The 19,476-nt window shown below is 36.1% G+C and carries 21 protein-coding genes; 12 read left to right on the forward strand and 9 right to left on the reverse strand.

Annotated elements, in window-relative coordinates:
- Positions 1-2: 2 nt before the first annotated feature.
- The 5 genes from O7C57_RS19460 to O7C57_RS19480 form a co-directional block, all read right to left on the reverse strand.
- Positions 3-305, reverse strand: coding sequence for a type III secretion system protein (locus tag O7C57_RS19460; RefSeq protein ID WP_336432812.1), 303 nt, complete (start codon positions 303-305; stop codon positions 3-5).
- A gap of 132 nt (positions 306-437) precedes the next feature.
- Positions 438-2,507: an EscV/YscV/HrcV family type III secretion system export apparatus protein gene (locus tag O7C57_RS19465; protein ID WP_154623051.1), complete on the reverse strand. Its 2,070-nt coding sequence runs from the start codon at positions 2,505-2,507 to the stop codon at positions 438-440.
- 4 nt (positions 2,508-2,511) lie between these two features.
- Positions 2,512-3,624 (reverse strand): type III secretion system gatekeeper subunit SctW, encoded by a 1,113-nt coding sequence (gene sctW, locus O7C57_RS19470; RefSeq protein ID WP_154623052.1) that lies wholly within the window; start codon positions 3,622-3,624, stop codon positions 2,512-2,514.
- Positions 3,615-5,312 carry a type III secretion system outer membrane ring subunit SctC gene (gene sctC / locus O7C57_RS19475; protein WP_154623053.1) on the reverse strand — a complete coding sequence of 566 codons (1,698 nt, stop codon included), beginning with the start codon at positions 5,310-5,312 and terminating at the stop codon, positions 3,615-3,617. The genes sctW and sctC overlap by 10 nt, the downstream gene beginning before the upstream one ends.
- Positions 5,302-6,081 carry an AraC family transcriptional regulator gene (locus O7C57_RS19480; RefSeq protein ID WP_154623054.1) on the reverse strand — a complete coding sequence of 260 codons (780 nt, stop codon included), beginning with the start codon at positions 6,079-6,081 and terminating at the stop codon, positions 5,302-5,304. Before O7C57_RS19480 ends, sctC begins: the two co-directional genes overlap by 11 nt.
- 197 nt (positions 6,082-6,278) lie before the next feature.
- On the opposite strand from O7C57_RS19480, the gene O7C57_RS19485 reads away from it, so the two are divergent.
- The 10 genes from O7C57_RS19485 (at position 6,279) to O7C57_RS19530 (ending at position 13,539) form a co-directional block, all read left to right on the forward strand.
- Positions 6,279-7,475, forward strand: coding sequence for a PrgH/EprH family type III secretion apparatus protein (locus O7C57_RS19485; RefSeq protein WP_154623055.1), 1,197 nt, complete (start codon positions 6,279-6,281; stop codon positions 7,473-7,475).
- 11 nt (positions 7,476-7,486) lie between these two features.
- Entirely contained in the window at positions 7,487-7,816 is a 330-nt protein-coding gene (locus O7C57_RS19490; protein ID WP_154623056.1) for an EscF/YscF/HrpA family type III secretion system needle major subunit, read from the forward strand.
- Between the two features lie 54 nt (positions 7,817-7,870).
- Positions 7,871-8,164: a type III secretion system inner rod subunit SctI gene (gene sctI / locus O7C57_RS19495; RefSeq protein WP_154623057.1), complete on the forward strand. Its 294-nt coding sequence runs from the start codon at positions 7,871-7,873 to the stop codon at positions 8,162-8,164.
- 3 nt (positions 8,165-8,167) lie between these two features.
- Complete coding sequence (gene sctJ, locus O7C57_RS19500; RefSeq protein WP_154623058.1) at positions 8,168-8,926, forward strand: type III secretion system inner membrane ring lipoprotein SctJ; 759 nt, start codon at positions 8,168-8,170, stop codon at positions 8,924-8,926.
- Positions 8,910-9,464 carry a hypothetical protein gene (locus tag O7C57_RS19505; protein WP_154623059.1) on the forward strand — a complete coding sequence of 185 codons (555 nt, stop codon included), beginning with the start codon at positions 8,910-8,912 and terminating at the stop codon, positions 9,462-9,464. Before sctJ ends, O7C57_RS19505 begins: the two co-directional genes overlap by 17 nt.
- Complete coding sequence (locus tag O7C57_RS19510) at positions 9,442-10,092, forward strand: hypothetical protein (RefSeq protein WP_154623060.1); 651 nt, start codon at positions 9,442-9,444, stop codon at positions 10,090-10,092. Before O7C57_RS19505 ends, O7C57_RS19510 begins: the two co-directional genes overlap by 23 nt.
- Positions 10,070-10,564 carry a hypothetical protein gene (locus O7C57_RS19515; RefSeq protein ID WP_163860487.1) on the forward strand — a complete coding sequence of 165 codons (495 nt, stop codon included), beginning with the start codon at positions 10,070-10,072 and terminating at the stop codon, positions 10,562-10,564. Before O7C57_RS19510 ends, O7C57_RS19515 begins: the two co-directional genes overlap by 23 nt.
- Before the next feature lie 344 nt (positions 10,565-10,908).
- Entirely contained in the window at positions 10,909-11,337 is a 429-nt protein-coding gene (locus tag O7C57_RS19520; RefSeq protein WP_154635688.1) for a winged helix-turn-helix domain-containing protein, read from the forward strand.
- A gap of 14 nt (positions 11,338-11,351) precedes the next feature.
- Positions 11,352-11,786, forward strand: a complete 435-nt coding sequence (locus O7C57_RS19525; protein ID WP_163860486.1) for a YbaY family lipoprotein — start codon at positions 11,352-11,354, stop codon at positions 11,784-11,786.
- Between the two features lie 1,294 nt (positions 11,787-13,080).
- Positions 13,081-13,539 (forward strand): hypothetical protein, encoded by a 459-nt coding sequence (locus tag O7C57_RS19530; RefSeq protein WP_269723465.1) that lies wholly within the window; start codon positions 13,081-13,083, stop codon positions 13,537-13,539.
- A 78-nt stretch (positions 13,540-13,617) separates the two neighbouring features.
- Here O7C57_RS19530 and O7C57_RS19535 read toward each other — a convergent pair whose 3' ends face one another.
- Positions 13,618-15,135 carry an MFS transporter gene (locus tag O7C57_RS19535; RefSeq protein ID WP_154622706.1) on the reverse strand — a complete coding sequence of 506 codons (1,518 nt, stop codon included), beginning with the start codon at positions 15,133-15,135 and terminating at the stop codon, positions 13,618-13,620.
- A 1-nt stretch (position 15,136) separates the two neighbouring features.
- Positions 15,137-16,222, reverse strand: a complete 1,086-nt coding sequence (locus tag O7C57_RS19540) for an HlyD family secretion protein (RefSeq protein ID WP_163860484.1) — start codon at positions 16,220-16,222, stop codon at positions 15,137-15,139.
- 128 nt (positions 16,223-16,350) lie between these two features.
- Here O7C57_RS19540 and O7C57_RS19545 point away from each other — a divergent pair, with 128 nt between their 5' ends.
- On the forward strand, positions 16,351-16,974 hold the full coding sequence (locus O7C57_RS19545) for a TetR/AcrR family transcriptional regulator C-terminal domain-containing protein (RefSeq protein ID WP_269723466.1): 624 nt from the start codon (positions 16,351-16,353) through the stop codon (positions 16,972-16,974).
- A 272-nt stretch (positions 16,975-17,246) separates the two neighbouring features.
- Here O7C57_RS19545 and O7C57_RS19550 read toward each other — a convergent pair whose 3' ends face one another.
- Together O7C57_RS19550 and O7C57_RS19555 are read right to left on the reverse strand one after the other, a co-directional pair.
- A complete protein-coding gene (locus O7C57_RS19550) occupies positions 17,247-18,248 on the reverse strand; it encodes a fimbrial protein (RefSeq protein WP_230085797.1) in 1,002 nt (333 codons plus the stop codon).
- Between the two features lie 13 nt (positions 18,249-18,261).
- Positions 18,262-18,675: a fimbrial protein gene (locus O7C57_RS19555; protein ID WP_425476428.1), complete on the reverse strand. Its 414-nt coding sequence runs from the start codon at positions 18,673-18,675 to the stop codon at positions 18,262-18,264.
- A 101-nt stretch (positions 18,676-18,776) separates the two neighbouring features.
- Here O7C57_RS19555 and O7C57_RS19560 point away from each other — a divergent pair.
- Positions 18,777-19,474, forward strand: a protein-coding gene (locus tag O7C57_RS19560) for an IS1 family transposase (protein ID WP_269723143.1) whose coding sequence is annotated in 2 segments (ribosomal slippage) — positions 18,777-19,026 and positions 19,026-19,474 — 699 coding nt in all. Because the reading frame shifts where the segments join, the coding sequence is not laid out codon by codon here.
- Positions 19,475-19,476 lie beyond the last annotated feature (2 nt).

A 19,476-nucleotide genomic window follows, 5' to 3' on the forward strand; every position in this document is an offset into this window, starting at 1 on the left:
GGTTAGCCAACTAATGCTGTTCTGAACAAATTGCTACGTTCAAAAAATTCTTCGAAACTATCAGCAAACTGCTGTGCATGACTTAATGCCGTTTCTTTCATGACCGCGGACAGAACGAAAACATCATCGACAAGATTTAATGCCGGTTGACCTGGTTGAAAATTACGTGGTGGATATTGAATTATCATATTTAGCAAATTCTGACTGACAGAATCAAACCTTGCTGCACTATACTCCGCTAAATGACACCAAATAATTACGTCATCACTAGAAAGGTCAATATTAATCGCTGGTGCATCATTCATTTCTAATTGAATATTTGAATATTTGAATATTTGAATGACAATCTAATTGAGGATTAATTAAATCACTACGCCCCATGTCATTTAAAAATGAATTTAATGCTTCAACAAAACGATACTTCATAAGAAATTTCCTTATATTGTCTTAATAATATTCACTTTCACCATGTCAGAAACCTCATTAAATGAGAGAACTTCTAACTCAGGAAAGCGTCCTTCAAGGATTTTTTTCACAAAACGGCGGATATCAACAGGAACCAATACCGTAATATCCCGAGCTGAGAGATAGCTGTTTTCAAGGGCTAATTCCGCAGATTGAATTAATTCATTGGTTGTTTCGGGTTCGAGATGCAAGTAAACCCCGCCTGCCGATTGCCGAATACCTTGGCGAATGGTGTCTTCAAATACAGAATTCACCATTAATACATTTAAGCGGCCTTCAACAGCGAAACGGGAAGAGATATAACGCGACATCGACGTTCGAACATGCTCGACTAACATCAAACTGTCTTTTTCTTTTGGCGCCCACTGGACAAGGGTTTCAACGATTAATTTCATATTACGAACTGAAATTTTTTCCATTAATAAACGTTGAAAAACTTCCGTGACTTTTTGCACTGTTGAATGCCGATAGCACTCCTTTAATAACTCCGGATATTTGTTTTCTAAATCATCAAGTAGATTTTTAGTTTCTTGAATACCGAAAAATTCATTAATATGACGTAATAAAAGCGTGCTAACACAATCAATCATTTCTGTTACATCATCGCGTATCATCAATCCTAATTGTTCAACTTGCTCGATATCTTGATTAATAATCCAAGAACTCACCGCACCACACTCATCCGTAAAATGTATTAGCTCGATCCCTAAATATTCCAGCTCATCACTCACTGTTAATAAACGATGACCGCCAAAACAGATATCATACTCACCTGCTTTGACTTCATTTATTAAAATGATAATTTTATTATTAGGTACAATCGGTGAGTAATTAATGGCAATATCGGGTATTCGATAGCCATAGCGAATAAACACATCCTTTTTAAAACGCGCTAAGAAATTTTTCTCTTCAAGTGATTTTTTATATTGTTGGTTGACAGAAATAATAATGGGTAGCGTTTCAGGAATATACTCTTCCTCAATAGCACTGTTTTCCCTTTGTGTTTCTCCTTCAGTTATCTCTGTACCCACATTAACGCGCTCAGCTTGTGTCTGCTGATAAGTTTTATCTTTACGTTTTTTCCAAAAACGGACAAAAAATATTATCGATAAGAGCGCTGATAAGAAAATAAATATCGCTGTCGGAAACCCAGGTAAGAACCCCATAAATAAAACAATGAGTGCGGTAATGAGGATCGTAAAATCATTGGCAAATAACTCAGAAACAATATTCTGTCCCAAGTTTTTATCGTTGCCCCCCACTCGGGTGACAATAAAACCAGCACTGATAGAGATAAGTAACGCAGGGATTTGCGCAACAAGTCCATCACCGATGGTTAATAATGAGAACGTGTTCAGCGCAGAAGAGATATCCATTCCCTGTTGTGCCATACCAACGGAAATCCCACCGATTAAGTTAACAAAAATAATGACAATCCCAGCTATTGCGTCTCCTTTAATAAACTTCATCGCACCATCAAAAGAACCAAATAGCTGACTCTCTTTTTCTAAATCACCTCGGCGCTCTTTGACCGTTGCTTCATCAATAACTCCTGCCCGTAAGTCAGCATCAATGCTCATTTGCTTTCCGGGCATCGCATCAAGCGAAAAACGGGCAGCCACTTCCGCGATACGTTCAGAACCTTTAGTAATAACAATAAATTGTACGATGGTTACAATCGCAAATACGACCATCCCAACAACCAAGTTATCTTGAATAACAAACTCACCAAAGGTGGCAATAATTTCCCCAGCGTCAGCTTCTAATAGGATCAGTCGACTAGTGCTAATCGATAAAGCAAGGCGAAATAATGTGCTGATTAATAAAATTGAGGGAAAGGATTGAAAATTGAGGATCCGAGTAATATAAAAAGAACTCATAAAAATAAGTACTGAGATCATAATATTCAAGCCAATCAGTAAATCGACCAATATCGTCGGTAACGGAATAATGAGCATCGCGATGACCATCACCATAATCACTAATACCATCAATTCTGGCCGATTACGGATCGCTAAAAGAAATCCAGTAAACTTATTCATTTGATTAAAAATCCTCCCTTTGAAAATAGTTACGCATCATTAATTCTTCTTGTGCCATCACATAATGCATACAATCTTTCAATTGATTTATTAATTCATCGCGCGCTTCCAATGATTGAAAGACGCTAACGGGTATTGTTGCAAATGCCAAAATTAATAATTGCAAAAATCGAGCACGCAAATCAGTACTCATCATGCTTAACTGGGAAGAAATAAATAATAATAAACCTTCATTGAAATTAGTTTGATTTCGAATACCTGCCGTAAATAATTTACTAAGCTCTTTTTCAAATTTTTCGTTAATAAATTGCCGATGGTGCTTAAATAGATTTGATTGAAAAAATTGTTGGATAAATACATGGTCTAATGACTGTAACTCTCTTAATCGTCCTACACGCATAAAATAGTTACCGAACTCACCCATATTAATGTCACCTAAGGGAAGCGCTTGCAGATCACAAGCCAATGCACGACTTAAATAACGCATAATATTTTCACGTTCTTGGCTTTCCATCTCTTCCACCCATTGTTCATATAAATAAACAACAGGACCTTCATAAGCCAAAAACTCACGGTATAACATACGCAAGTTTCCCGCCGACTGTTTTATTTTTTGCGCAAAAGCCTTTGCAATAAGGGCAATATTCACGCCAGCTTGCGTACTTCTATCGAAATCTTCTTGGTGAAGTTGCTCTTCCAGTTTTTTGAGTTGTTCAAGCTGCTCTTGCTTAAGTTTTCCACGATTAATTAATGCTGCCAACGCCATTAATAAATCGCTGGGGTCGGAGAAAAAACGCAATAAAAATGCTTTTAACTCTTTAGGTGTCATAAATTGACGATTGAGTATGCCCTCAACATTTAAAATAGTTTCATCCGCATTCTCATCAAGGATACGTTCAGCAAACTGCATCCAATCTTCCGTATCATCTTGCTTACCACTACTTCTTTTTACATGGCTCGCTGCTAACATCGACATCGACGCATATTCTCCGGAGCTATCAATCACCCCTTGCCCACGTAATACCTCATCCGAATCATCACCCGTTTTGGATGAACGACTCTTTTCTTGCGCCCCTCCTAACATGCGGGCACCACCACCCAAAGGCGCTATTGCCATGATTCCCCCATATAGGTTTTTAAAAATTGGATGGTGCTATGTAACTGTTTGTCATGTTGTTTGATGCGAAGGTTTTCAGAAAATTGTCGGCCATCCCATACTTCATTTTCATCCAACAAACGAGGTTGGATTAAGAATAGCCGTACCATTTTTTGTTTATTCATTGATGAATGGCTAAATAGACGACCAACCAATGGGATATCGCCTAATAAAGGAATATGACTTTCATTTTCTACAATCTGTTCTCGAGTATATCCGCCTATCAATAAACTACTGTTTTGAGCGATACGAGCAACGGTATTAATCGTTGTTCGATTGACCGAAGGGAGCCCTTCAACATTAGACGTTTCACCATTTTTTGATTGTTTTTCAGCACCATCCTCAATATTCACTTCCATTTCTACATGGTTACCCGCTGAAATGCGTGGCATCACACTGACCATCGTGCCGTAGGTGACTTGCTCTAAAGTGGCGATACGTTCACCCTGTAACTTAGCGTAGAAACTGGTGTTGTTATCAAATAAAGCAGGAATATTTTCTTGAGTTAATAACACGGGGCGAGACACAATATGCCCATTGCCACTTTTACTTAGCGCATCAATACGCAATAAGAAATCTGTACTATCAGACAGTGTACTGCGGTTAAAAGAAAACGAACTGTTACCGGTATTAATGGTGCCAACTTCCCAATTAACACCTAAGTTATCTAATTCACTACGTGTGATATCAATGATCCACAACGACAATTCAACTTGTCGGCGCCGAGTATCTAATGTCCTGACTAATTGGCGAACATAACGAATTTGTTCAGGGGAACCTTTAACAATTAAACTGTTACTATCTGGATGTGCCACTAATGAAAAAGGAACATTAGATGGATTACGAGTACCATTGAATGCAGGCATGGGCTCTACAGCCTCACCAATCGGCGCATCCATCAAGGCATCAATGTCATCTCCTATGTTATCTTTTGGTGCCGATGCAATTTTTTGCGTTGGTACAGTCCCTACAGGGGTATTTTTAAATAATTCACTGATGACTGATAACATACCTGGAACAGTAATATTATTACCGCGTAATGAATAAGTTCTATCTGTCACCGAAGCATATTTGACCGCAATAACGGCAAGCTCCCCACCCGAAAGAGCTTCTTGTTTTACTTGCTCATCAAGATAGGCTGTCGCGGCTTGTATCAATTCAACATATAAAGGAGGGCCAGAAACAAACAATAAGCTGTTTCCTCCTTGAGTACGAACAGGAAAGCGCTGGTCATAGATACCATTTTTTTTAATATAATTGAGAACTTGATGACTACTGGCATTATTCATAGGAATAATAGCACTACGCATCTCGCTATTATCGTAAACATAAATAGCGGCACCATCATCATACCAAACCAATGCGATACGGCGCGTTAACGCCTTAAACATCTCATCAGCATGTGCCAAATTAAAATTACCCGTTATCCGCTTTTGTGCCGCGAGTTTGCTAAGAATAATCGGTTTATTAAGTCGCTCAGCTATAGCATCAAAAACTTTGCCGACCATAATATTATTTGCAACAAACGTTTCTTGATTCATCTCCTGCTGAACAGGTTCAGCCATGATAATTTCAGTTTGCGCTGAAAAAACATTTACACTGAGTAAAAGTAGCGATACTAATATCATCCCACTTCTTTTACTTTTCATATAGTTTCACTCCAAGATGCCTAATATCTGAAGGGGTTAACCCTAATTCTTTTTTTATATCATTCGTAAAATGAGAGGCTGAGCAATAACCTGCTTCAAGGCCGATATCTAATATAGAATTATCACTTTCAATAAGCTTTAAGATGGCTGAGGCCATACGAACACTCATAATTTTTCTTTTTGCTGTTTTATTAAAGTTTTCTCGATACAGTTGCCTAAAATAAGAGGCCGATATGCCATACTGTTTACACAATTGATTAATATTGGCATTTTTATCTTTTTCGGCGGCGGAAAGTAAAAATCGCATAATGCCGTATGCTTCATAACGCCTTAATATGTTGCACCATAAATTGAATTCAGGCTGTTGCTGAATAATTAAGCCAATAACAATATCTTTGATTGTAAGATCATAAATATAATCATTAGAAATATAGATAACATCACTATTTTTGCTCCCCGGTTCCATCATTTCCTTTTCTAAGAGAAATGATTGCTTCATAGCAGAATCAATAACAGCAAGGATCTCCACTACCTCTGAAAGCTCTAATGAATAAATTAACCAATCTTTTCTGCTAATAATAGAATCGAACTCTAATTGCGAACAAACAAATAAAGACTGCTCTTCAATATTAATTCTCTTCCCTGAATACGATGAATTGAAACTTATCCCCATTTCAGCTGAATGAGGAACAGCCAAAACCAACTTATCCTGCAAAGAAAAACAACACTCTTTATTTTCGAGTAGTGCAGCAATGTTCGTATCAATCATGATGCTTATACTTTTATTTAAAAAGATTCGATATAGCTAAATTGAAGAAAATGCACTTTTTATACAAGGGAATATTCCGGAATAACTCATACCTAATAAACAAATCAATCAGTCAGAATGATTAAGATAAATTCTACTGACAAAAATGAAGTAATACTTTTTACTGATACTAATTTCTTATCCGTGGAATTCATTTTATGACAGATACAAATAGCCGCGCTTGTATAATGAAAATTGCTAGCGGCCCTATGAGTGGGCATGAGTTGGTATTAACAGCAGATGCTCATCTTATTGTTATCGACCCCAATATTCAATACAGAGCAGAAGTCGATGATAATGGCTTTACCACCTATTATATTCCTAGTGCTGCCGAGCATTATGAACTCGCTGTCGTGACAGAACAAGACCCAACAAACAGCAGTGATAACATACAAGAAAAAATATTTAGCCTGAATATTAATGATGGGATTAAATCATTTACTATTCCCATTGTTTATCAAGAATTAATGCTTGCTGATATATTCCCGATTGCTTTTAAAGCACTTGATATGCCATGGAAATTAACCGATATAGAAGAAAGTATACCGCATAGCGCGTTTTGTGATGATAAAAAAAATAACTTAACGTCTCTTACTGAAAAACGCAAAACCATTTTTATCTGTACTTTTCTATTGTTTATTTCTTTTGTGGGTATTTATCTATACCCTACAAATAATTCAGAAAAAAAAATAAATATGCTAGAAAACATACTACAAGATAGCCATTACCCCATCATCGCCACTCGAGATGGACAAGGGGATGCATTAATTCTCGTACAAACACAGCGTGATGCCGATTGGAGTGTACAGCGTTTAAATAAAGAAAATTATGCTGATAAATATCACATAAAAAAAATCAATGATCTTGAAAGTGAGATTGAAAACCACATTTATGATTATATACCTAACCTTTTAAAAGTAGATTTATCCAATCCTTGCCAACCCGTTATACGTATAATCAAAGAACAAGCCTTATCTAAAGATAGGAAAATTATTGATAATATAATAAAAAGCCATCTTGCCTGTTATACCGATAGTAAGGTGATAGAAATAGAGTCAAAAGCATTAATCCAGATAGCTGAACTTGGTTTGACTGAAAGTAACGTTCCATGGAAAAAAATAAATAAAGATAATCACGTTATTTTTATTATTCAGGGAAATCTTAATGATAAGCAAACGTCTTCAATTGTTCAGCTAGCTGAACGTTTTTCTCATAAATGGGGAAATAAGTATATTCAGTTTTCAGTATCTTTGGCGACTAATCAGTTAGCAGGAAAATCATTTATCCGTAACGATCAAGGCTTCATTATTTTAGGTCATAACCATTGGTCGTTTAATTCAAATACTCTTAACTAATGAGGTGATATATGTCAGATGGATCTACATCAGATATTTTAGGTATTAATAGTGCCACCGGTAATTGGGATTCATCCGCGTTTGAAACACCAGTTAAAGGTGATCATAACTGGGGGATGATGTATCGCAGTAGTGCGAATGTCAGTATTCGCGCTAAGGAATTAGCTGACGAATTAAAAAATATGCTTGATGGTAAAAGTGAAAAATTAGAAGTCGATAACCCATTAGTACTCGGAAAAATTACGGCTTTAAGCGGTAACTATAATATGGCACGTCAATTACAAAGTAGCTTAATGAAATCTATTAAAGATACAGCCTCAGCGATTATTCGTAATATTTAATTTATATCGAAGAGCATCAGTTAAGTGATGCTCTACTTTTTAGGAACTAATATCATGCAAATCACCAACCATACTATGTTACCACCAACACCAGATAACATTTCAGACAATACTTCAAGCCAATCACTTGAAGATAAAGTGAAAGAGTTATATGCACAATATTCTGTTGAGGTAAAAAATAAAAAGCAGCAACTGATTATTCAGGGAAATAGTCTAGATGTCAGCAATCCCGTGGAGATGTTGAAAATGCAGGATGCCATTGGACAATATGCATTAGAGCTCAATTTTGTCTCCACACTCACCCACAAAGCAACCAATGCCATTGATACATTATTAAAAGCCCAATAAGCCATGAATATAGTCAAAAAACTGCTCTTGGTTGGCATGATTGGATTCTTGGTCGGTTGTGATGATCAATTATTACTCAGCCACCTTAGCCAGCGACAAAGTAACGAAGTCCTCGCTGTGTTACAAGAACACGGCGTTGATGCTTCACGTAAACAAGATAATAAGCAAGGAGACTCAATTAGAATCGCACCTAATGACTTTGTTATCGCCGTTGATTTGTTACGACAATATCATTTGCCATCCAAAGATCCCATTGAAATTATCCAAGCTTTTCCTGGAGATTCTTTAGTGGCGTCACCACAAGCAGAGAGAACCCGACTATTATCATTAATAGAACAACGTTTAGAGCAATCATTATTAACCATCCCTGATATTGTCAATGCTAGAGTACATGTTAGCTATCCTCTAAGCAGCAATAGCGCCACAAAACAAATACAAAAAGTATCCAGTCTGGTGACCTATTCAGGTAATGAAGACCCCAAACTCATGATGAATAAAATCAAATTATTCCTAACCAATAGTTTCGCAGAAACCAGCTATGACAATGTGTCTGTTGTCGTCGTTAAACGACCACCACTGCAACATCAAACACGCCATCAACCTAAAACTCTGTTGAATCCAGTTTGGGTTACGGTCATTTCCTTGTCAGTCATCATGGTGATTGGTTTATTAATATTTGTTTGGCGTCGGCAGCCATTTTTCAAGACTAAGGCAGATACAAATAATATGACTGAGGTAAAAACCCATGGCGTCGGAGAGTAATATATCATTGCTTTTAAAAACGGATATTTTCTTAGCGCCAGGAAGCTATTTTCATCCTGAATATAGTAATATTCATTACCATAAATTGCCTCCAATATTAAAGAAAATACATAACCATCGATTAATTCGACAATACCCGATGCCTTGGCCGGATCGTACCACGATGATATTGCCAAATATTCTCTTACAAGAATGGGCGAACCTCCCGAAGGTTGCGCTTGGATTAGGCACAATTCTCTATAAGGAAGAGCTTCCTTGGTGGGGAAAACTCACCGTTTACTCAGATTTACGCCAACAGTTTGCTAACCCGCTTTGGCAAGTGAGTGGAGTAAATATTCCCTCACCACAGAGACTACTGGCTCTCGGAGCAGAACAACTTTTTGCTCAATTAATTCCATTCGGTGCAGTATATACCGACAGGTTAAAACATATGTTTAGCTATAAAACGCGCCAACTCATCCCTTCCGCCGTAAAAGCAATATTACCTTGGAATATTATTGAAGAGACTTGTCACTATGTCCGAAAAAATGCAGCCTGATATTCAACAAACCGCAAGAGAAAAAGTACTCATAAAACATAATACAATTAGTGCCTTTCGCTATGCAAAACACATAACAAAACAAGCTCACAAGCAAGTAACCGAAAACTATCAGAAAGCTCAGCAAGAAATAGAGCATATCCGTCATGTTGCTTATCAACAAGGTTATCAAGATGGATTAAAACAGTTACTCTCGAATATGATTGAAAGTATTGAGATGAGCGAGAAACGCTTTCAGCAACAATTAAGTCAAAGTAAAGAACAACTTTTACATCAACTCTCTGAATTTTTCCACGATAAACTATTACAAACAATCATTGCTGAACATTTCATTCAACAATCGAATATGGAACCCGCTATTTTGTATTTACCGAGTTCATTACAAGAGAACTCCCCTCAAAAAAACGCTCATATTAAATTTATACCAAGTCAAAATGAGGATATCGCCTTAGAAATAGGCAATGAAATTATTCATTTTTCGCCTTCTATCGCCGTAAAACATCTATTACCACAACTATTATCGATTCCAAGCCGCTGCCAAGTATTAGCAGAACGAAAAATAGCCTACCAAACGATGAGGAATAACCTTAATCAAGGAGAAACCAATGATTACGCCGCTAAAAAATAATCATTTAAAAACACCATCAGAGCATACACTACCCACAAATCACGACAGCTCAACGTTAGTCAACAAAGTCAAAAATACATGGCAAGCTAAAACAATCGAAAATACCAAGCAGCTTAAGCTAACGACTCAAGAGATTGAAAATATTAAAACATTTTTTACAACATTGAGAGTCAGTGATCCAAAAGATATTAAAAACTCGGAAGATCATAAAACAAACTTCTTAGCGCTTTGTAAAAAACTCAATAGACTCTCTTCTGAAGAAAAAAAAAGGTTTATTGCTGGCGCCATACAATTACTCGGAAAGCCCGATACCTTTGATAATCAAGAATTACTCAAGAAAACGTTCAATCACGCATTTTATCGTGTTAATGCGGTAAAATTTATGCTCCAACCACTGACAGAACAAATGAATAATCAGATAGGCCATAACAAACTAGAAGATGATGGTGATGATGAGCTTTCATTCGTCTAATCTATCGTATTGTTAATATATTATCGTTTTTTCCTTTCTTCACAAAGATTTGATAAGAATCCTATTCGAAATTTATAGACTTAGCATATTTCTTATCATGCTAAGTCTTAGTCAAACACCCCGCTCAATAAAATATAAAAAATAAATATACTAAATTGATATATATAACTGAGCGCATAGCGATAAATTAAGCCATCCTAAAAAATCATCTGGATTTATTAAAAATCGTCTTTTTTTTATAAAAATCTTATTGTGTGTCGTTTTTTTATATTGTGGCACACTATCTTGAACGTTAGGATATGGCAAATAACTTGTCGATGAAATTATATATATGGAAAAATAATATGAATAAGACAGATCAAATTGAGCAAGAACCCCTTATTATTTTATCGGAATATGTTGTTTACAACCCTCTCAAGCGAACGCTCTCTCGCGGTAAGAAAACGATTAATCTTTCAGAGAATGAGTCATGCTTATTGAAACTATTACTGAATAAAACCAGTAGTAAGCGCGAAATTATGTATGAGATTTGGGAAAAACGCGGAACGATTGTGACTGAAAGCAGCTATTATAAGTTAGTCAGACAGCTTCGCTTATCATTTAAAAAAATAGAGCTTGATGAAAATTTAATCATGACCCTACCTAGGGTTGGTATCCTATATACAGGCACAAAATCAGAAGCTAATCGCTCAATGTTCAACCCTCAAAAGAAAGGGATATATTCTTATGTTCAATGTTTTTTCAATAAGGTATTTAACCGCACTATTTTATAATCAAGAGAATAGAAATGAAACTAATTAACCGCAATAACAAATTCACATCATCAATATATTTATTGCTATTGGTCTTTTTTTTGTCTGGCTGTACAAAAAACTTAACTGAAAATAAAAATAATAAGTTATCTATCATTGAGGGAACGATTCATTCCAAATCTATTGATATCCCTAATGATTCATTGGTTACCCTTTCTCTTTCACCAATCGGTAAAAACGAAAATGAGAGTATTACAAGCGATAATTTTCAATTTAAAACTAAAAAATCAGGGCGTTTTTTAACATTTAAAATCAGACTATCATCTGAAATGAATAAATTAAGAAGTCAGTTAGGAATCAGTGCAAGAATAGAAAAAGATAATCAGCTAATAATGATGAGCGATACTATCAATCCTATACCTAAAAGCGCTTCTGGTCATGTTTCTCTTACGGTTATAACAAGTCAGTAAGAGTCATTGAATAAAACGATCAATCGCTCATTAAAATTCATATGGAAGAATTGCATTACAAGAAAAACGAGAAGATTCAGTGTTATCTATAGTCTATGGTGATTATAATGAGGCTATTTATAGCGATATTCTATAACGTTATTCTTCCATATACTCCCCTCCTACAGTTAAGTTAAAATTCATCACAAGAACTGAAGAAATAAATCTCTGTATAAAAAACAATCTTGTCTAAGGTTAGATAGATTAACGACCTTGTGTCATGAGCATTTCATGAAAAATCAGCAGCTGACTTAATTCCAACCGTTTAAAATCAAACAATAAAGTGAACATAACTGCCCATATAAATATTTGAATGGAGATACCATACCTGTTTTTTACAGAAGAGATAATAGCGAATTTCTTCCACAATAAAATGCAATAACCGATGGAAACATGCAAGATAATTGATTTAATAAGCATAAAATGACTGTATCTATTAATCGTTGATATAATATTCACATTGATACTGGACGTAAATCGAATTCATTATAGCTTTTTAATCGTTATTTAACATTATTTGACTTTATTAATGCCAAATAAATAACAGCGCTAACTTTTATTTATCATAAAGAAATAATGGAATTATCTATGATAGATAATCTGTAATGTTGCTATATTAAACAACAGTATTTATTCAATATACATGTTTAGATTAACAAAATCTAAACATTATAGTGATGCCCCTTGCATTCTATGCATTATAAAATATTTTATTCCTATCAACATCCAATAAACACAATCAATTAATAATAGACGAATTAAACTCGCCCTTACTCTTTATGAGTGGTCGACCATATGAAAATAACCATTCACGCCTAAATAAGGCACTATTATAGCTTTTATATTATCTATCTCTAGATTTAAAAAGCATTTTATTGTTTTTGTGGGAATAAATAGAACATTTCAAATCTTATGTTATATTTAAAAAGTAATCTTACCGCTATATATTAGATTAAAACGATAATCCAACTGTTATTTTTATAAGGTTCAATTGGCCAGTTAATTATGCTCATTCATTAACTGGCCAATTGAAATGAAAAATCTTTTATTCTTTATGATAGTTCGTTTCAATATTCGGCTATTTTTATTTGATAGCTATTAATTAAATATTAACATCCTAATTTTTTAAATTTAAGTTGAGGTCACTATGTTTTATGGATATGTAACAAATATTATTGGATATACAAGTAATCAGACAGATAACCGTTCCGTCTTGCTAACCTGAACCGTGACGGGGCCAAGAAACCCTGAGATATTGACTTTTCTTTTTGAAGGTGTTGATGCCTATGCCGTATCGCTTTTTATCGCGACCGAGCATAAAAGCGGTTCTGATATGATGCTAACGATCATTGATGCAGATGAACAGGCTACAAGGCCTCAAAATAGTCGAAAAGTAAATGATTTTTATATTAGTCCTACAGGTTATTCGGCGAGTAAATTAGAGGTAACAAAAAAGATCGAACAACCCACTCAAGGCTATATTACCGAGGTAGATTATATTGCTAAAAATCTGGGACGTGATGACTATTTTATTTTTTTTAATGATGAGTCATTGATCCTATCAATGGATAACCCATCCGTTATGGATGTGTTCTTCACCTATATGGTGAATTATTATGATAACAATAACATTTATAATTTAAAATTCGAGGCTCAATTGAACAATGAGGATAATTTACATTACATCACTAAATTAACGATGGGTAAAAATTAAAGCCTCTATTTCAGTATTGCCTCCTAATAAGGAGGCAATATCGATATTACGATAATATTCTCACAACGAGCCTGTGAGTCATTCTTTTCCAGGCACAATACTATTTTCAGGCGCTGGTTTTAAGAATATAAGTAAAAACAATACCATAATTGCAATGAGTAATGTCATGGCAAAACCATCGATAAAAGAACCTACACTTGACTCCCGACTGATTAACGATAAAACGACACTGAACGTGTCTGCCGAAGATAGCTTCTGTTCCCCTGTTTGGATAAAAGCTCTTTTAGTTTCGAAATGCCCATCAAAAGCTACCCGTAAATAAGTATTCATTAATGCACCCGATATAGCCGGCATTAATACCCTGGCAATAGAGATGTATGCGCCTAAATTTAATGCATCCTGAGGCTTAATATTAACAACAAATGAAGCAATTAAACCTATCAATACTAAACATTCGCCAAATGACTGCATAATCATGAGTGGTACGAATTCATCAACCCGCCATTGATAATCCACCTGCATTCCTAATACGCTAGCACCGCCAATAATCGTTACACCAATCACCATTAGTAATCGTGAATCAACTCTACGCGCCAACCAAATTGCTATTGGGCTAAATAAGAGATAAGCGATAAAAGCAATGTTAGTCACTTCTCCTATTTGATAGGGTTTTAACCCACTGATTGTCGTTAAAAATGAAGGAATAAATAGAGAGTTCGCTAGCATTAAAAAACCGTATAGGCAGGAAACAATAAAGCACAACAACAAGTTTCGATTTGCTAGCCAACCAGGATGAGCAAATGTTTGATTAAAAAGGAATGAACGAACGATAAAAATAGTAAAAAGAATCACACTTCCTAATAGACAAGAAACAATCAATCCAGAGTCATACCAACCAAACATTTCACCTTGTACAATACCAATATAAAGTAAAACTAAACTGACGCTTTTCAGCGCCATTCCTCCCCAATCCGTTTTAGCTAAAATATCACGGTTAATTTCAGCTACTGGCATACCTTTCCATGTAAATATAAAGATAAAACACGTAAAAAAAGTACAAACCCAATACATCCATTGCCAGCCAAAGATTTCAATAAATGATCCTGAAATTCCGACGCCAGCATCCATGCCTAAAGAGACCCGTAAACTGTAAGCGGCCATGACAATCAACCAGACATTTGGCTGTAAATTTCGTAAAGCTAATGAAATTGTCATCGGCAAATACACGCCTAAACAGAAACCAATGACAAAATGAATTGATACTAATTCAATAAGTGATCGACCATCTACACCTAATAATGGAAATGACAAAAAACTCACTAATAGAACAATACTGGTACTCATTAATATTTTTTCAGCACCCAAGACGACCATAAACCAAGGTGTTAACGTCATGCTGATTAGCTGTGCCGCATTTAATGAAACATTAATCCACGATCCTTCTTGCGCACTTAAACCAAAAACACCACGAATATCGGCCAGTGACAAAGAAAACATTCTCACAAATAATGTCGACAAGACAGCCCCGAGAAATACCGAAATAACAACAAAAAGAGGCTTCGTTTCTTTAGCATTTTGCAATATTCTTAGTGACATATTACTTTCCTTGCGAATGCATACTCTGCGTATCAATATTCACAACAACTGACATTCCAGGGCGGAGCTTATCTATGTCATTTGATTGCGTTGAGAGAAAACTAATATAAACAGGGATCCGTTGAACCACCTTTGTAAAATTCCCGCTACTATTATCTGCGGGAATTAATGCGGCCTCACCACTACTTTGCGCACCAATATCACGAACAACACCACGAAACTCCATACCGGGAAAAGCATCAATCGCAATAGAAACGGATTGTCCTGACTGAACGTTTTTAAGTTGGGTTTCTTTTAACTGCGCAATGATATAAGGCTTAGAACGAGGTGTCACAGTAACAATTTCCGTACCCGGTGTGACTAAACTGCCTACATTAAGCTTAATTTTATTCAACTGGCCATCGAATGGTGCCACTATCGTGGAATACGAAATTTGCGTCTCTGCTTGTTGATAATTTGCTAATGCAATATCTCGTTCTGCCAGACGGATCTTTTCTTGTTGCATTAATACTAATTTAGATTGTTTTGCTTGCTCCCATTCGGCTTTAGCTGCTTGCTCTAATTTTATTAATCGCTGTAAATCTGATTGAGCATCAAGATGATTTTGAGAGGTTATTGCTCCACTTTTAATTAATTCCTTACGCAACAAAGGACTACGCTGCATTTGTGCTACTTCAATCCCCGCAGCCTTATAGCGGTTTAATAACTTTTCAATTGTCAGGTCATGCTCTTTAATTTCATCTGCAAGATTCGCAAATTGTTGCTCCGCTTTTATATACTTTGCTTTAGCAATTTTCTGATTCAACAGCTCTTCTTGGTTATTAATTTCAGCAATAACTTCCCCTTGATGAACATATTGATAATCATCGACTAAGATTCGTGAAATATAGCCCGTCATTCTTGACTTTAAGATTGCTGAATCTGATTTAATATACGCATTATTTGATTCTTGATAGCGCTGATTACTTTGCCACCTATTCCAATTGAACGTGGTAATTGCAACTAATATGCCTATACATAACACGCTTATCCACGGTGTTAATCCAAAGATTTTTTTGGAAAATTTTTTAGTTTCCTCAGTCGCCATGTCATCAACCTCAATATGCATACCTACAAGTGGCAAAATAAACTATACTGACAACCTAACAACGTTAGGTTAGATAAATATGTTAGACTAACAATGTTAGGGAATAAAGATATAATTGAGAATTATTTATGAAAAATCAAAAAATCACACGATTACAAGTACTTGAAACAGCACTGCAACTGCTAGAGACCGACGGTATTGATGGATTGACGATGCGTAAGCTTGCCGATGCTCTGCATATCAAAGCCGCTTCACTGTATTGGCATTTCAATAACAAACAGTCCTTAGTCGAAGGCATGGCTGACCATATTGTGGCTAATGTCGCGGTGGGTGATCTAAATGAAGAGGATTGGAAGACTAATTTATTAAACATTACCCATCAATTGCGAGACGCTTTGTTACAGCATCGAGATGGCGCGCGAGTTTTCGCTGGAACCTATGTTATTTCAGATAATGTATTACGTATCAATAACGCGTTGATTAAAACCTTTATGCAATCAGGCATGTCAGCAGAAAAAGCAGCAAACTCAACCATGACTATATTTTATTTTATTTTGGGGTGCTGCATAGAACAACAAGCAGCACTCTACTCTCATGATAATGAGATAAATGAAAAACTAAATAAATTCAATGAAATATATAAGAATCAATACCCATACACATGGGCTGCTAAAACCATATTGTTTACCAATAACTATGAGCAACGTTTTCTAGATGGCCTCACACTCATTATTCGCGGCCTAGAAAAATAATCGCAATCACGACTTAACGAGCTGAATATTAGAATCATAATCAGCTCGTTAGCCAATAAAAATTAACCTAAGCGTTTTCTATCCTTACCGATAAAATAATAAATAGGCTGAAATCATGACTAAATCCCCAAACGCTTTTTAAGTCAAAATACCGAGTGCTTTATTTTCACCACTAAAAACACCAGATTAATTTTGAATAAATATTATTCCATCGGAATAACGAGCCGTTATTAAAAGAGATTTTTATTTGATAATAGCCCCTTTTTTTATAATTAAGGTGTAGACATGATAATTGTCGCGGCAGAATTAAATTGCCCTTCTGTTAGCTCATTTGGCGATAAATTAGGTTTCTTAACTAACGTAAACATTAGTGTATCTCGGCCACGCCCATTCTCTATTTTTGAATTGAAAGAGCCATTCATCGGCGACACTCGTTGTCCTTGATGATAAACCTCTACACCTAATCCGCGCATGATAGGACCTTGATTACCGATATCACCCGTTCTAATGAGCAATGCATCAGACGAAAAGGTTGAGGTTTCACCGCTTAAGGTCATTTTTATTGGTGCGGTGAGATTATTATCTTCACAGCTGTATGTGAGCTCAACATTGCGCTGAAAGCGGCTTGCGCTACCAACTGTTGAAATACCCGATGCATTGACCATTTCAAAATCAACAATAATGATTTGGTTATTATTGATATCACAAGTTCCTGTCCCTACCACCACATCATTTCCAGAATAGAAATTCCATCTATAATAGAAATGGTCAATATATTGGTTGCTATTTATAAATGTCGCATATTTATGGAGATCCAATGTCATTAACAGATCACCTTTTCTCACCAATACGGAAGGCGTTGGCCTCACATTTACCTGTAAATATAACTTTATTGGCAGAGGCTCAGTGGCGGTTGTTAAACGGAAAACGGGAATTTCTCGACCACTAAATGGCGCTAAATAATAAGCACCACGTATAACAACGCCGGCTTTTAATTCTGGGTTATTTCTAAATGCAGGACCTAAACTCGCCCCTGTAACATTGAGGTAATCAACGTATGCAGAAGGTGCCTCGTTACGGCAAGTCATGAAATCGCTCACATCCGCAAACTCATTAATTCGATTAGGTACAGCAAAAATATCATTATCAATAGGTACATCATAAATATTCTGTGTTCCGCCACGAAATTCTTGACCACCATTTGTTCTGCATTGAAATGCAAAAATGGAAGGGGAAAATAATGAGGTTACGAGGAGTAATAATAATATTTTCATTTTTACTGATACCCTAATCATAAATTAAACTAAAAACAGCGGTTGCAGTAAAATGGCCAAATGCAATACTTTTATTTTTTATTGCATCAGGTTCTCCTTGCACATTCGCATTAAAACTTAAAATATTCGTACCATTTTCTAAATTGTATGCGGGCGTCATGCTATTAATGGGAATTTTTTTACCGCTATAATCTAAAATTTCAATTGCTATACCTGAAGCCATGCTGGCAGAATCCACTGCCAGCAGCCCCGGTAAATTTGGATCCTCTGTTCCTGTAAATTTGACAGCGACTGTTTTAAAGATACTGTTATCACAGTCATCTAGATGAATATTAAAATTTTCCAGTGGTGTTTTTTGGTTAATATAAAGGTATTTATTGACGATAGTACCAAAGTCCACAATGATATTTTCATCACCGGGTCTCACTGTACAAGCTTCGGCGACAAGTAATCCACGAATCTTAATTTGGTCATGTATTCAATCTGGTGATTAATCTGTAATATAGGGTAATTTATCGGAGAATATTCATGGCTAAAGTCGATGTAAGGTGCCCATTTTGTCAACAAACTCCCTCAGTGAAAAAACATGGCCTAGGGAGTACAGGTCATCAACGTTATCGTTGTCAAGACTGCTGCCGAAGCTTCCAACTCGACTATGAATATCGTGCCTGCCAGCCCGGTACCAAAGATAAAATTATCGACCTAACGATGAATAATGCCGGTATTCGTGATACCGCTAGAGCCCTTCATATCAGCATTAATGCGGTTGTTCGCACTTTAAAAAACTCTCGCCGAAGCAGGTAACCTCTTTACCCCTTGATAATCTGCACATTGAACTCCTTTGCGAAGTCGATGAACAGTGGTCTTTTGTGGGTAATAAGAAGCAACAACGCTGGCTTTGGTATGCGTGGGAGCCCCGCCTAAAACGGATAATTGCTCATACGTTTGGTCGTCGAAACAAAAGGACTCTTCACCAGTTACTGGCTTTACTGTCTAGGTTTAATGTGGCTTTTTGGTGCACGGATAAGTTCAGTGCTTATGAGATATTGCCCAAGCAGAAACATGTGGTAAGTAAGTTTTATACGCAACGAATAGAAAGAGAGAATTTGAACCTGAGAAACCGCTTGAAGCGCCTTAACCGTAAGACGTTAGGTTACTCGAAGTCACCTGAAATGCATGACAAAATCATCGGTACATTCATTGAACGCGAATACTACCTATTATGATG

The sequence above is a fragment of the Providencia sp. 21OH12SH02B-Prov genome (assembly GCF_027362595.1).
GTDB lineage: Bacteria > Pseudomonadota > Gammaproteobacteria > Enterobacterales > Enterobacteriaceae > Providencia > Providencia zhejiangensis.